Genomic DNA, 14,754 nt, shown 5'->3' with positions numbered 1-14,754 from the left:
TTCCTCCATCTAGCAAGTACAGCTACTTTTTCTTCCAGCGACCACGGAAGGTTAGGCCCTTGCCCAGTCGGACGGTGTACCCGCCACGGCTGTTAATTGTCACTGGACCGATACGCTTAGAACCAGAGACTCCCGAACCCGAGTAGTTCAGCCACGTGTCCTTGTCCAGGTTCTGCTTCTTGCGAAATTGAATCCCCATTTAGTTCTCTCCCTCGGAGTTATCAGATTCGGCCTCTGCCTCGGCAGTGGCCTGATCGGCAGTACTTTTGATGTCGCCAGATACAAACGCTCAGGATACCGTCAGCGCTGCCGAGAACGCCCGTCATCTTCCTCAGAATCGGCCAAGGCACCGCTCATCGGCATCAACGTTACCGACCTTGCTTCATATTGGTGAAGGTAACTTCGCCTTGCAGATGTCGTTGAACTCGCCGTCCCTGCGCCATAGATGCCTCAATCCGTTATTTGTGACCGCCCCTAGTGAGCTCATGAAACCGGCCACCGCCACAGCGCGCCGAACAATGACGACAGCTAGTTAGTGCAAACCGCCCAGGGATGCGAATGGCTCCTCGGCCTGGATGTCGTGCAAGGGCACGCGCACCCAAGGCGAATCACTGTGTGCGAGCAGCTCGGTGAGCCGTTGCGATTGATCCTTCATCGCAGCGGTGACGTCGGGCTCACCATCACTCGCCCAGATCATTCGACCCCACCAGAAACTTGCGGCTACGTCAGCCCACGACACGAAGTAGCGCTGCAGCGCCGCCACGGCCTTGTCTGAAATCTGAAGGAACTCTTCTGGAGAGATCCACCCCAGCTCCGTTGCCGCGCCACCAACGCTGTGAACACGGATTATGTCCCATGCGCGAGTAGTGGCGGGCAGTGCCGGGGCCGCTGCTTTGGCAAAGCCCTCCGAGCGCAACATCCGTACAAGGTAACGGAACTTATGTTCTGCACCACGCGGATCCACGCCTTGGACAACAAAGAAGTCTTTCAGAAACTCGATTCGCTCCTCCATCTCTGCCTCGAGCTCGTTCTCAGAGATGTCCTTCACTGCATATGCGAGCGGTAAAAGCAGGTCATTTTCCACGTGCTGGCCACCTTCGAGCAGAGCATCAATAACCTGATACGCTTCCTGTGCACCAGTGACCCCCCAGTTTTGCTCGAGAGATGTTTTGTAGTACTTGGCCGCCCTTGCGTTGATGGCCTCAACCCCTAGCGGGGTCGCAAACGCCTTATTGCTCTTGTACACCATTCCCCAAGAGTGGCGGCGCACCTCATCTTTGCTCGGCGCCGGTTCCGGCCATGGGAACTTTGTAAGGCGGTAGATCCAAGTATCATCAAACTTTGCTGGCGTGAACGTTGAGCTCATACCCACAGAACGTACCGAGGTTTCGGGGTTGAGTCAGCGTTACTTCACACACCACCCCACACCTGGGGTGAGTTATGCCATAGCACTGAACGGCAGGCGCGGTTTTTATTGTGTTGCTAGTCTCGTGTGCATGACAGGACCCCAAATTGCATTGACCGACCGGCCAGATCTCGGTGCCGCACTTGAACGTACCGGTAATTCCGGGATTGTGCGCACTGCCGCCGTCGCTGTTGTAGAAGGTCTTGGTGTCGACGAGATTGTGCTCGAGGCCGCCGCCACGAAAGCAAGTGGGGTGGATGGTGCCGCGTTTGTCACCAACCGCAGGATCCTCGTGACCGCCGATAAGAAGGATCCATCCCATTTTGAGTTCCTTGAACTTGACAACCTGGGCAACGTCACAGTTCTGCCTTACAAGGGCGGCTGGGCCGTCGTGGCCCAGCTCTACAACACATATAAAGTGTGGAGCGGTTTCACAGAAAAGGCTGCGAAACGTGTGCAATTTGCCGCCCAGTGGGCTCTGACCGCAGGCCGAGAGGCACGAACTGAGGCCTCGCGTGCAGTGTCGTCAACTGAGCTGTTTGAGCGATGGAAAGAAAACAAGCACCGTCTCAATCGCAATAGCTTGGAAGAGTTTGCAGAGTCGATGCGCTCCCTGTACTCCGACATTGATTCACGGTGGTGGACTGAAAAATGATTCGACTTGCATACCCGGGTTCGCCCGACCGCTTAAATGGGCCAGAAGACACATCACACATCGAGCAAAACCTGGCTATTGCGCAAAATGGCTATCGCCATTACATCAAGCATGGCTCGTTACTAGAAACTGGAGCGTCTCCAGCAAATACGACGGCCGCCTCAAGGTCGAACGCCAGCGCGGGCACGACAGGTGCCCAGACCAGCGGCGCATCGAAAGGTCTCAGTGTAAAGAAGCAGCTATTACTCCTTCCCTTAGTGATAGCGGGCATCGTGGTGCTAGCGATTGCCTACGTTGCAGCTAAAGACGCGCTCTTTAGTGACAAGTCAGACGAGTCCGCTGCTCCCGCACAGTCCGCCGCTGAAGCACCTGCCGATCCCGGCGCTTCCAACGGTGGCGCCACCGGTGCCACTGGTGGGGATACCGCTGGCGGCCTCACCCCTGCCGACCACGCACCCGAACCGATTGCTAGTTTCGTGCGGGCCTGCACAGACTATGAAGTGGTGTTTAGCTACTATGGTGCGGATAGCGCCCCTGCCCCACAGGCAATGGGTACCAACTGTTCCGTGGATACTACGAAGGCACCCGACGTTGGTTACGTAGTCTTCACCGATGACCCTGCCGCCACCGCCGCCGTTCGTGACGGCAAGCCCGTCTTGGATGCCGTTGAGATTCCGGCAGAATCAACGCGCGGTTCCACATTCAAGGCGCAGAGAGTGGAGTCCCTCATCACAGTTGCGGAAATCCTCCCAGAGGACCAGGGAATCGTTGAGTACATGATCAAAAATGATGACCCCGAAGTGGCAAAGAAAGCATTGGTCGACCTCGGCGTGGCCAAGTAGAACTACAACTATCCGCGCTTTTAGGAAAGACCGCATATAGACACACTGCCGCCCCAGTTCCTCCCATAATGGAATCGGAACTGGGGCGGCAGTGTTCGTTGGTACTACTAGCGGCTAAACCTCTTAGAGTGGCTGGCCAGCACCCGCACCAGCCGGTGGCGGGTTGTGGCCGTCGTCATCGGAGTCGACCTCTGCCTCGGCAGCGGCTTGGTCAGCAGCACCTTCGATGTCGTCGGCTTCAACGCTCAGGGTGCCGTCAGCATTTCCGAGAACGTCCTTGTCTTCCTCGGACTCACCCAGAGCACCGCCGTCGGCATCAACGTTACCGGCCTTGCCCTTGTTGGTGAAGGTGAACTTCGCCTTGTCGACGTCCTTGGACTCGCCATCCCAGCCTTCGACATCGATGAAGACGGTCTCGCCGAGACCAACCTCACCGTAGAGAATCTTCTCGGAGAGCTGATCCTCAATCTCGCGCTGGATCGTGCGACGCAGCGGACGGGCACCGAGCACTGGATCAAAGCCACGCTTGGCCAGCAGGTTCTTGGCGCGGTCGGAAATCTCCATGGTGATGCGCTTCTCGTCGAGCTGGTCGCTGACGCGGGCCAGCATGAGGTCGACCATCTGAACGATCTCGGCCTGGCTCAGCTGTTTGAAGACCACAATCTCATCGATACGGTTCAGGAACTCCGGACGGAAGTGCTTCTTCAGCTCGTCGTGGACCTTGTCCTTCATCCGCTCGTACTTGCCATCTTCATCGGCCTCGCCGACACCCGAGAAGCCCATACCAACAGCCTTGGAAATGTCGCTGGTGCCCAGGTTCGAGGTGAAGATCAGAACCGTGTTCTTGAAGTCCACCACTCGACCCTGAGAGTCAGTCAGACGACCGTCTTCCAGGACCTGCAGCAAGGTGTTGTAAATCTCCTTGTGGGCCTTCTCAATCTCGTCGAAAAGCACGACGGAGAACGGCTTGCGGCGCACCTTCTCGGTGAGCTGGCCGCCCTCTTCGTAGCCGACGTATCCGGGAGGAGCACCGAAGAGACGCGAAGCGGTGAAGCGGTCGTGGAACTCACCCATATCAATCTGAATGAGTGCGTCTTCCTCACCGAAGAGGAACTCGGCCAGGGCCTTCGACAGCTCGGTCTTACCAACACCAGACGGGCCGGCGAAGATAAACGAACCGGACGGACGCTTCGGGTCCTTCAGACCAGCGCGGGTACGACGAATAGCGCGGGAGACAGCACTGACGGCCTCTTCCTGACCGATAATGCGCTTGTGCAGCTCATCCTCCATGCGCAGCAGGCGCGAGGACTCTTCCTCGGTGAGCTTGAACACCGGAATGCCAGTCCAGGAAGCCAGGACCTCCGCAATCTGCTCCTCACCAATCTCAGCGATGGTGTCGGACTCGCCCGCACGCCACTTCTTCTCGCGCTCGCGGCGCTCTTCGCCCAGCTTGCGCTCCTTGTCGCGCAGACCAGCTGCCTTCTCGAAGTCCTGCTCGTCGATGGCGGCTTCCTTCCGGCGGCGTACATCGGCAATCTTGGAGTCAATCTCCTGCAGGTCAGCCGGGGCAGTCATGCGCTTGATGCGCATACGAGCACCGGCCTCATCAATCAGGTCAACAGCCTTATCCGGAAGGAAGCGATCGTTGATGTAGCGATCCGAGAGGGTAGCTGCGGCAACCAGTGCCTTGTCCGAAATGGATACGCGGTGGTGAGCCTCGTACTTATCGCGGACACCGCGCAGAATCTCGATAGTGAGATCCACACTCGGCTCCGGCACGTTCACCGGCTGGAAACGACGCTCAAGAGCGGCGTCCTTCTCGATGTGCTTACGGTACTCATCCAAAGTGGTCGCACCGATGGTCTGCAGCTCACCGCGGGCCAGCTTCGGCTTCAGAATCGAGGCCGCGTCAATTGCGCCCTCTGCGGCACCGGCACCGACCAGCGTGTGAATCTCGTCAATAAACAGGATGATGTCACCGCGCTGGTTAATCTCCTTGAGCACCTTCTTCAGACGCTCCTCGAAGTCACCGCGGTAACGGGAGCCCGCAACCAACGAGCCCAGGTCGAGGGAGTAAAGCTGCTTATCCTTCAGCGTCTCCGGCACGCGGCCGTTGACAATGTCCAGAGCAAGCCCCTCCACAACGGCGGTCTTACCGACACCCGGCTCACCAATCAGCACAGGGTTGTTCTTGGTACGGCGAGAAAGAACCTGCATAATGCGCTCGATTTCCTTCTCACGGCCAATAACCGGATCCAGCTTGCCCTCGCGTGCAGCCACGGTCAGGTTACGACCGAACTGATCGAGCACCAGCGAACCGGACTGGTGGTTGCCCTCCTGCACACGAGCGCCGGAGGTGGCGCCGACCGGACGCTGCTCCGGAGAACCATCGGACTCATCGCCCTGGAAACCGCTGAGCAGCTGAATAACCTGCTGACGTACGCGCGGCAAATCAGCGCCGAGCTTAACCAGGACCTGAGCGGCAACACCTTCGCCCTCACGAATCAGGCCGAGCAGCAGGTGCTCAGTACCGATGTACTTGTGACCCAGCTGCAGAGCCTCGCGCAGAGAGTACTCCAGCACCTTCTTTGCACGCGGGGTAAACGGCACGTGACCGCTCGGCGGCTGGGAGCCACGACCAATAATGTCGACCACCTCAGAGCGCACAGCGTCCAGGGAAATACCCATGGACTCCAGCGCCTTGGCAGCCACACCGTCGCCTTCACTAATCAGGCCGAGCAGGATGTGCTCCGTGCCGATGTAATTGTGATTGAGCTCGCGTGCCTCATCCTGTGCCAGGACGACAACGCGACGTGCTCGGTCCGTAAACCTCTCGAACATCACTGCCCTTTCAAGTGTCTATTTTTGCCGTAATTCAATAAAGGTTGTTTCACCTAGCTTAAACGCGCCGCGACACAGATTAATCCCTATAGCCGTACGCCAGTAGCGAACAGGCTGGTCGAGAGAGGTATCACTGCTCGTACGGCAGCAAAAGCTCCCGGCGGCAATGCCACCGGGAGCTAATGGGAAACGAGGTTATCCCCCCACACACAACTAGTCAGTTTCGATTGCAGTCCAAAAATCAGGTTGAACTTCACCACGGCACTGTTGCTTCGGAGAACTGAAGTACAAAGTGCCGTTCTTGCCCTGAACTACGATGCCGTTAAAGAGGTACTTCTTACCTTCCTTCAGCTTGAAAACATCCAAATTGGCATCAAAGTCAGCAAAGGTTCGCTCAACCACTTCACGTTCTTCGAGATCTACCTCGAACATGTTGTAGTCAGGCTTAGCCTTGTCACTCCACGATTCGGTGGTCTGACAGCTCCAAAACCCATACTTCGCGGAGCCATCACAGAAAACTCGACCATCATCGTTGCCGTACGAAACGAGGTCCGCATGAATCCTCGGATACTTCGTAGCTGCATCGGCGACGGACGGATTGACAACAGCAAGCGCAGCGGCGGCAGTGATTGCGGCGGCTACAGCGGAAATCTTCTTGGTGAACATGATCTCAGATTAAAAACTCTCGGACACAAAAGAAACGGGAGTTCTCCCCGGGGAGTTCTCCCCTAGCCAAACCATGCTGGACTGCCCAAATCTGGACAGTGGTGCCATCAAACGCACCACGATTTATCCGCTTATGTCACCGGCACAATGCGGTCAGAGAGCGATGCTGTCCAAAGCAGCACGGTCAGAGCGCATGGCAGTCTGTGACGCACCGAGAATGGACTCATATCAATGGCTTTCAAACTATTCAGCTTCCGAAAGACCTTCCGCCCCACCCGCAACTCCCGGGTTACGCTATCGCGTTCTGGCCTCGGATATTCCTATCGCATGGGGCCCGTTCGGTGGACGAAGAATGCCCGTGGCGGCCGAACCACCACTGTGAACACGCCAATTAAGGGATTGACTTATCGCAAGTACCGTCGTTAAGCGAGCAGTTTCAAGTCGTCTGCAGTGACCAATCGTGCTTCGATTGCAGCGACAACTACCAGCTGCAGACGGCTCTTTTGATTAACCCGTTGCCACTCCTTGCTTGAGACCAGCCCCTTGCTCAAAGCGGATTCAAAAAGTGCGGTGCGGTAATGCTCGACTGCCTTTGCAGTCTTGCCTCCCAGCTTTCGGCCGGCCTCGGCATCGGTGCACGAAACCATAATGGTGTCGATTCGGCCGCGCAGATAGTCCTCCGCATATGCGGCGATTAGAGCACGCTGGCGCTCCGGCAGCTCCCCAACCGAGATGGTTTCAGTCCCGTCAGTTGGCAGCACGACCTTTGCATCGGCGTGCTCAATATCCTGTTTAATCTGAATTTCGTACTGGTCATCCTTGACGGAAAAGCGGATGAAATACTCCGGGTAGCTCAGATCAAAACGCTGTTGCGGAGCCAGCCGGAATGACCGCGACACCTCCGGAATGTGCACCATTGCAGTCACGTGCTCGCAGTTATTGAGCAAAAACCACATTCCGGATTCCGCATACACATACATTGCTATGCGGTGCATGTAGCGGTTATCTTCGCCCACTTTGAGGTCGGCGTCACGCCCGATGGTCAATCCCTCACTCGGATTGGCAACAATCGCATCCCCACACAAATTATCAACCACAAGTGTTGGGAGCGATGTCACGTTGACCAGGCCTTTCTCTCGCACCACCAGCCACCAACCGTGAGTTAGGCACCTTGCCCAATGCTCCTGGGAATCGCCCAACGACGGCTGAAGTGACTGGCATTCATGATAATTATCCGAAATATAACAAATAATCTCGGCGTTATCGCTTAATTCGTCGTGGTTTGCATTGCCCACGCCGCCACCGTGTCATAGGCAGCAGAACAAGGATCGCCTTCAGTCAAAACGACAAATACTGGACGAAGCACTTCGGGACTGGATGGCGCAGAGCTTTCCGCCGGCTGAACCAAACAGTAATTGATCGGCCGTGTTGCCTCGGAACCTTCGCTGTTCACAGCTTGAAATGAACCTGACGTTTGTAGGACATCCAGCCGGCGACCATCGGGCTCCATTCGCAGTTTCACCACTTCAGAGCCAGCTGGTTCAGCCACTGACCGGTTCTTGCTCACGGCATCCAGAATTTCACCACGCCATTTGTCATTTTCAGCCTCTGCAATCGGCTTCTTCTCATCAATGCCGTGGCGAAATGGCAGCAAGAATTCATCTGCTGAAGCAAACTGCGTCGCGTGATATGCAGCACCGTTGAATGTTCCCATCCGCTGAATCCCCTGCCAGCTCTTCTCGCCGATGGGGACGTCGCTTAACGACGTAAGGGTCCACCGGTCACCCACCGGAATCCGAGGCCCCTTCGCCAAATCGGGAGCGCGAAGTCGCATTGGTTCCGCAGAACCCCCGATAGCTACTGGCTGTGCCAAGTGCTTGGCACTAAAGAGACCGCCATCTCCAATGCCGCTACGTTCGGCAACAACAATGCCGCCACCAATAAGGCCTAGACATGCCACTACAGAGAACGCTGCAAGCGCTTTCTTCCGGTTCTTCGGATTGCGAACCTCGACATCACCGCCATTTAACGCAGCAATGAGATCGCTGATAAACGCATTGCAGGATTCGTAGCGCTCATCGGCGTCAATTGCCAACGCTTTGGCGAAGACCGAGTCAACTACCGCGCCGAGATTGGTAACCGGTCGCTTACCGCAGTGCAGTTGCCGCGCATTGGCCGCGTCAGTAGCTGGAAATGCTTTATATCCCTGCAACAGCTCGAATATCGTGCACGCGAACGCATACTCGTCACTAGCCGCACTAATGCACCCCTTGGTGAAGATCTCTGGCGCCATGTAGGGCAATGAGCCGGCAACACGATTTGTCACGCCAACACTGTCGATTTCAGTGGCGGTTGATACACCGAAATCCACAAGCGTCGCACTTAATACAAGCCCCGACGAATCCCGCTCTACGACGATGTTTGATGGTTTTACATCACCATGAATCACCGCTGGTTCGTGCTTTGCTAGCCGATCTAGCGCGGTAGCAATCTCCACACCAATCGACATGACTTCGCTCTTGTCGAAATTGCGCGGCGGATACTCAGCCAGCTCAGTGCCCAACGAATTACCGCTGATAAGAGTCATGGTGAACCAGAGCAGGTTCCCGGCTCGCCCGCCATCGAACACGGTCACAACGTTGGGAACGTGAACAGTAGCTGCGATAGAAACCTCGTTCTGGAACAGTGCCTCCATTCGCTTAGAAGCACCGGCCTCTTCCGGCAGCGGGACGATTTTCAGTGCTTCGTTTCGGCCCAGCTTGGGGTTTCGTACTCGAAAAACAGTCCCCATATTGCCGGCACCGATGAGAGCTTCAATCTCATAGCCCTCAAAAATATCGCCTACCTGGGGAAGATTAGTCATCGGTTCCGTTGCCCAGACCCGTCGAGGTTACCCACCATAATCTGGATCCCCGACTCAGAGCGGCAATCATAATTAGGCGAAACTTCTTGGCATTCCATCGTCAGTGGCTGACCGTCATACTCAATCTCGATTGTCGTCTGCTCTGGCAGCGTTCCTTGCTCTTGCCGCTGTTTACTGAGCGCCCGCACTACCTCGTAATATGCTTCACAGTCCATATCGGAGCCCTGGTTTGACCAGGCACTCTGCAGGTTGCACTCCGAGTCAAAGGTCGACGCTAAGACCTCTGGGTCTACGAACCGATCGTCGGCAGGCGGTGCGATAGTGGTCGAGGTTGGTTCCTGATCATCGCCCACATAGTAGGACGGCGAGACTTCCACCTCGGTGCTTTCAGTGGTTTCAAACAGCCCGTCGGCGTTGTCCTGCTGGTTAGAGCGGAAATTTAGGATCCAGACCACCATTGCCAGGATGACGACAATCAGAATGGCGAGCACGAACAGCAGAATCTTCCGATTTCGACCACCAGTATCGGAATTTGCACCGCTGTCAATGTCATCGACGCCCGGGATTAATGTGCGATCGTCGGTCATCAGTTATCTCCTTGGCTGACAGAAACCTTCATCATCGTCGTGCGAGCAGCCGAAATCTCGTCCTCATTCATCACACCAATGCGCACGTGGGATTCGATTGAGCGACCCGATGGAACGTGAGTACCTTCCACGGTAATCATGCCGTCTGCTGCTACAAAGAACTTAACCTGAATTGGCTGACCCTTGGGCAACGGCGGGATTCCTGTCAGCATAGACTCCGAACCACTAATGATGTCATTGAGAGCGACATCTTCAGATGGAACGTCGCTGGCCTGCTGGTACAACGTCAAATCTACTTCCTCTTGGCCATCAGCTATGGTCGCATACTCCCGGACCACCGGCTCAGACAGTGGAATCATGTCATTCTGGTTGACCAGATAGTCGATGTACGGGTTGTTCAGGTGATCGACAACTCGAATGCCAATCGACTTTGGCAACACATTCGCCACCTTCTTCTCCGACAGCGCGGCGAGCTGCCCAGCGTCAATCCCTGTCTCAGCCGCAATCTGCGCAATTGACTGCTGTTGTGCTGCAGGGCTCGGCTCAGCATTGACCACGCCCCCGAGCTTGCTAATCATCGCAGCAAGCGCGGCCCCCTTAGCAACAGCTAGATCAGGCTCGACCAACAGTGGCTTCTTACGCGTCAGACGCTCCACCAGTTTGGTTACGGCGGTCATTCGCGAAGATCCACCCACCAGGATGACCTCATCAATTGTCAGTCCCGGCTCCTTTTCCTTTGCCGTCTCCAATACACGGGTCAAAGGAATCTCCGTCTGCTCGAGCAATGGCGCCGTGACACGCTCCAAGTCTTCGCGGGTAACGGCAATCTTGGCGCGGGAACCGGAGTCACTGGCAAGTCGCACAGTGGCGCTTTCCGCATTACTCAGCGCCTCTTTACAGTTCACCGTCTGCTCATGCAACTTAGCGACGAAGGTCTCATCGTTTTCCGCCTCCTCGTCACCAGTCTGCTCAATGAATTTATCCAGGATAAATTCACCAAGCGCCTTATCCCAGTCAGCACCGCCCAGTCGAGCATCACCGTCGGTGGCAATAACCCGGAAGGTGTTGTCAATCCCCTGCACAATCGTGGCATCGAATGTACCGCCTCCGAGGTCATACACCAGCAAGGTCTTGTCCTTTAGAGGCTGCTTGGAGTCGTAGTAGAGGGCCGCAGCAACCGGTTCTGCTACCAGCTCCAACACATTGAAATTAGCAATCTGCCCTGCGTTGCGAGTTGCCTCGCGCTCCTTAGCACCAAAATATGCCGGCACAGTAATAACTGCCGAAATCTCGTCGTCAGCTGCTTCGTCTGGAACCAACGAGCGCAAAATCAATGAGGAAATCTCCTCCGGGGTGTACGGCTTCCCGCTGAAGTTCCATTTCTTATCGGTGCCGATGCTCCGCTTCACCAGCTCGATGACGTCATTGGGGCTGAAGAGCTTCTCTTCACGTGCCAGCTTTCCGACAACGGTATTGGCCTTCGATTCAAACCACACCACACTTGGTGTCGACAGATCTCCGTCGAGGTTTTCTTGAATGACAGGAACACCCAGTGAGTCCACGTAGGAAATTGCGCTATTGGATGTACCCAGATCGATGCCGTAAATACGCTCAGTCATGATATTTCTCCTTATTCTGAAATCTGTTGAATTCTTGACTTCTTTTGCCGTGTCAGCGCTCTAGTTGTGTGCTGGCCGGACTCGAGCTGTGCCCTGTTCAGACTCGAGTTTTGGCCTAGTTGCCGCTGTGCCGGTACACCGTGACCGGCGCCTTGGCCACCACAATTGGGCTGGTAGAACTGGTGAAGGTGTAGTAGTGCGAGATTCGTCGTGATGGAGCTAGCGTGCGGTGCAGCGCGGGGTTATCTGAATCCGCGAATTTGGTGCGGCGGTGAATTGAGGAATCAAAGGCATCGCCTACCTTCGCCTCTGTAATTGCCACTCCCATGGACTGAAGCGCATCTGCAATCGAGTCCTGCAGGAAATCCAGGGTCGAATACAGGTCACTGCCATCAGTTTCGGTAGTTTCTTCGAGCCGCGAAAGGTCGGCGCAAATCCCGTCATGGATGGCCGCCAACTTTTCCGCCAGCGGCATCAACTGGGCGTACCAACGACGATCAGTCAGCGCTTCCAACTCTTCACTTTGAGAGCGCAATACTGCGTTCATTGTGTCCAGCCGAGTTTGAATCAAATCCAACTGCTTTACGACGTTCTCGGCCGCAATACCTGTGGTACTTTCGGTATCCGCTTTTGGGACCTCTTTCACCGGAACGGGAGGAATATCTTCCTGGGTTGGTGTTCCTTCCGCTGCCTGTCCAACACCATCAATTTCGCCGTTAGCTGAATCGGCACTGCCAGAATCAGCACTGCCAGAATCGGCGTAATCAACCTTGGACCATGCAGCTTCGTCGGTGTCTAGTTTTGGGTCTCCGGAATACTCGACCGGCTCCTGACCTGTGGTATCACCGTTGTCGACCGTGCCCCGGGGGTCGAAGGACTCATCAAAATTCGGCAGCGGGGCGAAATTATGCGCTCCACCGAAGTCAACCTCCGGATACTTAGGATCTCGTTCCTGATACTCATCAGCACGACTGTCCGAATGCTTGGCAGCCTTTTTATTTTCACCCTTTTTGTTATTAAAGAACCCCATTTTTATACTCCTTACCCTTGGCGAATAGATAGACAAGCGTTATGCCAACCATGATTACTATTAACGACATCTCCCAATCGAAATATGTGAAGAAGATTTCTCCAATTACCGCTGCAAAGAATACATATACAAAGCCGAACACCCCTATCCACCTTTTAGCTGTCCGCGCTCTGACCAATTTATGCAAAATCACAAGAAATAGACCTAAGGTCAGTGCCGACCCAGCATTATGCACAAGGGCATAGCTATTGGGATAATATTTCAAGTCGTTAATTAGAGACCAGATAACGGATACAGCGGTCAAAGGTATTAGTAAAACCATCAAACGCCTTGTAATTAAATCTTTTTCATTCTCTTGTGCTTGTTGACCCCATGATCCTTTTTCTAGCGGTGATTTCTCGAGCGCATCCGTTCGATTGACGTTTTGAAGTACACGATTCTCAATTGTCGAATCGGAACTAGAACAGTAGGCTCCCTCAGCAATTTGCAATTCTTTACGAAGTCTCGTTGGGTCCAGCGACGATTCGTCATTCAGCAGACCGAAAGTATGTCGAGTCACTAAATCCGCTGGATTATCGACTGCTTGCAACCTTCGAATGAGAACGGTGCGGGTTTCAGCCTCTGGCGAACCGGTACGAAAGTTCGCACCAATGGATTTCGTTGCACCCTTCAGCATGTCGTTATCGATTGACTTGCCGTCGATAGCGCCTTCGGACTGTTCACGAAAACCGCTCGCAATGACATCTGCAATCGACCGAATGTCGGTATTTGCACTACTGGCCTCTTTAAAGGCAGCCCAGACTCTTTTCTCTGCATTGTTCGTCGGACCAGTCTCAATTTCCTGGCTATCTTCAACGTCGACGTATTCACGGAGCTCCATGCGGTTGGACGTTGGAACCAATATCCGATTAAAGAACTCTTCAAGCCCGTGCTCGGTAATCGCTTTTCCGCTGCCCTTTGCATACGGCTTCAAGAACCCCTCTTTAACTGCCTTCATCTGCACATCAGTGAAGAAGTACTGAGGACGCTGTACTCGTTTAAGAACAAGTCGAAAGGAAACACCAAACTTCTTTCGCACCGCGTCAACGAAATCTTCGGTGTGCAGCTCATCGATGATGTCCAGTGCACGCTGGGACTGCTCACCGAAGAACAACAAGTCTCGAATTAAACGGACACGCGCTTCCCAAAAATCCGAGGAAGAGGCATCTCCGCCCATGGGAATGTCAGCAATCAACTGAGCTAACTTGGCCCCCGTTGGCACTGCGCCTGTTGAAAATAGATTTTCAGCTAGGTTGTCTCGAACTGCGGGATTCAGACTCACATCTGCTCCTGAATCTCACTGATGCGAACACGTTGTTCTGGGGACAGGCCTGTCATGAATCTTCTGGCAGGATCTACTGCGATAAGCCATCCGGGAACTACATGCTCCGGCAACAGTCGAATCATTGCCCGAGCAGGGCGCCCCGAATCAAGCGCGGAGACAGTTGTCAGAGTCTCTCCATTGACATTGGCGTCCTCTCGCTCTTCCAGCTCATAGGCAGTGCCGTACGTAGAAAGCGCCTGCTTCATCTCTTCAAACGCTGTGGCAGTGCTGTAGTCGAATGCGGCGCGAGCGTAGATATATTCCACTAGGACTACGAGAGCGAAAAGGATTAATGCTTCGAGCGAAATAAGGACGCTTTTAGACATAAGCGATGCTGCGGTGACTGCCAGCACCGTGATAATGAGGCCGGGAATCCAACTAGTCTGATTTCGCAAGAACCACATCGCAAACCCCATGGCGAATGGAATCAACATCGCCGTATCTGGATATGGGCCACTATTGATAGATTCCAAAACTCCGCCAATTATGAATCCGGCGATAACGAGTACGACTCGAAACATCCAGGGTGCCCACCAGACAAAAAATGGCGGAATGATACGACCTTCTTGATCTACACCAACACGGTTCGGAATAATTCCTTGATCCTCCAAATCACCGCGCCAAACTTTAGTGCGATCTGGAACATCCTTCACAATATCTGTGGTTTTTGAGAAGTAGCTTTTGGCCGCATCTTTCAGCTGTTGGAGATTCATTAAGCGGTTCTTTCCCTCGATCCTCTGCCCAACGATTAATTCGCTGAACCCGACAGGATTTAGTTAAGCCCGCACGGGTAGTGAAAGTCACCGGGAGAACTCCCGTACCGCTTCTGAGGCCTCCGCTATAGCGTCGTCAAGCAGATGAAGAAAACGCTTATTCGGCGCTT

General features: G+C 54.6%; 14 protein-coding genes. 3 read left to right on the top strand and 11 right to left on the bottom strand.

All coding sequences use genetic code 11. The features are described from left to right. Window positions 1-22: 22 nt before the first annotated feature. Together QP981_RS02815 and QP981_RS02810 are read right to left on the bottom strand one after the other, a co-directional pair. Entirely contained in the window at window positions 23-199 is a 177-nt protein-coding gene (locus QP981_RS02815) for a hypothetical protein (RefSeq protein WP_005510144.1), read from the bottom strand. Window positions 200-532: 333 nt separating this feature from the next. Further along, window positions 533-1,366: a DUF1266 domain-containing protein gene (locus QP981_RS02810; RefSeq protein WP_016421456.1), complete on the bottom strand. Its 834-nt coding sequence runs from the start codon at window positions 1,364-1,366 to the stop codon at window positions 533-535. Window positions 1,367-1,496: 130 nt separating this feature from the next. Between QP981_RS02810 and QP981_RS02805 the strand changes: the two genes are divergently transcribed. Further along, a complete protein-coding gene (locus tag QP981_RS02805) occupies window positions 1,497-2,060 on the top strand; it encodes a hypothetical protein (RefSeq protein ID WP_042388222.1) in 564 nt (187 codons plus the stop codon). A gap of 257 nt (window positions 2,061-2,317) precedes the next feature. Next, the gene (locus QP981_RS02800) at window positions 2,318-2,902 is read left to right on the top strand and encodes a hypothetical protein (protein WP_231367153.1); all 585 of its coding nucleotides are present in this window, start codon (window positions 2,318-2,320) and stop codon (window positions 2,900-2,902) included. Window positions 2,903-3,025: 123 nt separating this feature from the next. Here QP981_RS02800 and QP981_RS02795 read toward each other — a convergent pair whose 3' ends face one another. Continuing rightward, entirely contained in the window at window positions 3,026-5,743 is a 2,718-nt protein-coding gene (locus QP981_RS02795; RefSeq protein WP_284857411.1) for an ATP-dependent Clp protease ATP-binding subunit, read from the bottom strand. 213 nt (window positions 5,744-5,956) lie between these two features. Next, the gene (locus QP981_RS02790; protein ID WP_016421460.1) at window positions 5,957-6,409 is read right to left on the bottom strand and encodes a hypothetical protein; all 453 of its coding nucleotides are present in this window, start codon (window positions 6,407-6,409) and stop codon (window positions 5,957-5,959) included. Between the two features lie 231 nt (window positions 6,410-6,640). Between QP981_RS02790 and QP981_RS02785 the strand changes: the two genes are divergently transcribed. Beyond that, on the top strand, window positions 6,641-6,835 hold the full coding sequence (locus QP981_RS02785) for a DUF4236 domain-containing protein (RefSeq protein ID WP_016421461.1): 195 nt from the start codon (window positions 6,641-6,643) through the stop codon (window positions 6,833-6,835). Here the strand turns inward: QP981_RS02785 and QP981_RS02780 are convergent. The 7 genes from QP981_RS02780 to QP981_RS02750 all read right to left on the bottom strand — a co-directional run bounded on the left by QP981_RS02780 (window position 6,832) and on the right by QP981_RS02750 (window position 14,584). Continuing rightward, window positions 6,832-7,704, bottom strand: coding sequence for a hypothetical protein (locus QP981_RS02780; RefSeq protein WP_284857412.1), 873 nt, complete (start codon window positions 7,702-7,704; stop codon window positions 6,832-6,834). The two genes, QP981_RS02785 and QP981_RS02780, sit on opposite strands and share 4 nt — an antisense overlap. Then, complete coding sequence (locus QP981_RS02775) at window positions 7,677-9,272, bottom strand: serine/threonine-protein kinase (protein ID WP_147766211.1); 1,596 nt, start codon at window positions 9,270-9,272, stop codon at window positions 7,677-7,679. Before QP981_RS02775 ends, QP981_RS02780 begins: the two co-directional genes overlap by 28 nt. Next, the gene (locus QP981_RS02770; protein ID WP_070833334.1) at window positions 9,269-9,859 is read right to left on the bottom strand and encodes a hypothetical protein; all 591 of its coding nucleotides are present in this window, start codon (window positions 9,857-9,859) and stop codon (window positions 9,269-9,271) included. Before QP981_RS02770 ends, QP981_RS02775 begins: the two co-directional genes overlap by 4 nt. Further along, window positions 9,859-11,478 (bottom strand): Hsp70 family protein, encoded by a 1,620-nt coding sequence (locus QP981_RS02765; RefSeq protein WP_147766209.1) that lies wholly within the window; start codon window positions 11,476-11,478, stop codon window positions 9,859-9,861. Before QP981_RS02765 ends, QP981_RS02770 begins: the two co-directional genes overlap by 1 nt. Before the next feature lie 115 nt (window positions 11,479-11,593). Then, window positions 11,594-12,508, bottom strand: coding sequence for a hypothetical protein (locus QP981_RS02760; protein ID WP_150961063.1), 915 nt, complete (start codon window positions 12,506-12,508; stop codon window positions 11,594-11,596). Next, on the bottom strand, window positions 12,495-13,829 hold the full coding sequence (locus tag QP981_RS02755; protein ID WP_070546635.1) for a hypothetical protein: 1,335 nt from the start codon (window positions 13,827-13,829) through the stop codon (window positions 12,495-12,497). The genes QP981_RS02760 and QP981_RS02755 overlap by 14 nt, the downstream gene beginning before the upstream one ends. Continuing rightward, window positions 13,826-14,584 (bottom strand): hypothetical protein, encoded by a 759-nt coding sequence (locus tag QP981_RS02750; protein WP_070546633.1) that lies wholly within the window; start codon window positions 14,582-14,584, stop codon window positions 13,826-13,828. The genes QP981_RS02755 and QP981_RS02750 overlap by 4 nt, the downstream gene beginning before the upstream one ends. Window positions 14,585-14,754 lie beyond the last annotated feature (170 nt).

The sequence above is a fragment of the Corynebacterium sp. MSK047 genome (assembly GCF_030232285.1).
In the GTDB taxonomy this organism is placed as follows: Bacteria; Actinomycetota; Actinomycetes; order Mycobacteriales; family Mycobacteriaceae; genus Corynebacterium; species Corynebacterium jeikeium_D.
The sequence above is the reverse complement of the archived record's forward strand: the minus strand, read 5'-3'. Positions and strand labels throughout refer to the sequence as shown.

Excerpts from the sequence above, each read along its gene's own strand:
- QP981_RS02795 (WP_284857411.1), bottom strand. The coding sequence starts at position 5,743 with ATGTTCGAGAGGTTTACGGACCGAGCACGTCGCGTTGTCGTCCTGGCA.
- QP981_RS02750 (WP_070546633.1), bottom strand. The coding sequence starts at position 14,584 with ATGAATCTCCAACAGCTGAAAGATGCGGCCAAAAGCTACTTCTCAAAA.
- QP981_RS02775 (WP_147766211.1), bottom strand. The coding sequence starts at position 9,272 with ATGACTAATCTTCCCCAGGTAGGCGATATTTTTGAGGGCTATGAGATT.
- QP981_RS02815 (WP_005510144.1), bottom strand. The coding sequence starts at position 199 with ATGGGGATTCAATTTCGCAAGAAGCAGAACCTGGACAAGGACACGTGG.
- QP981_RS02790 (WP_016421460.1), bottom strand. The coding sequence starts at position 6,409 with ATGTTCACCAAGAAGATTTCCGCTGTAGCCGCCGCAATCACTGCCGCC.
- QP981_RS02770 (WP_070833334.1), bottom strand. The coding sequence starts at position 9,859 with ATGACCGACGATCGCACATTAATCCCGGGCGTCGATGACATTGACAGC.
- QP981_RS02810 (WP_016421456.1), bottom strand. The coding sequence starts at position 1,366 with ATGAGCTCAACGTTCACGCCAGCAAAGTTTGATGATACTTGGATCTAC.
- QP981_RS02765 (WP_147766209.1), bottom strand. The coding sequence starts at position 11,478 with ATGACTGAGCGTATTTACGGCATCGATCTGGGTACATCCAATAGCGCA.
- QP981_RS02805 (WP_042388222.1), top strand. The coding sequence starts at position 1,497 with ATGACAGGACCCCAAATTGCATTGACCGACCGGCCAGATCTCGGTGCC.
- QP981_RS02785 (WP_016421461.1), top strand. The coding sequence starts at position 6,641 with ATGGCTTTCAAACTATTCAGCTTCCGAAAGACCTTCCGCCCCACCCGC.
- QP981_RS02760 (WP_150961063.1), bottom strand. The coding sequence starts at position 12,508 with ATGGGGTTCTTTAATAACAAAAAGGGTGAAAATAAAAAGGCTGCCAAG.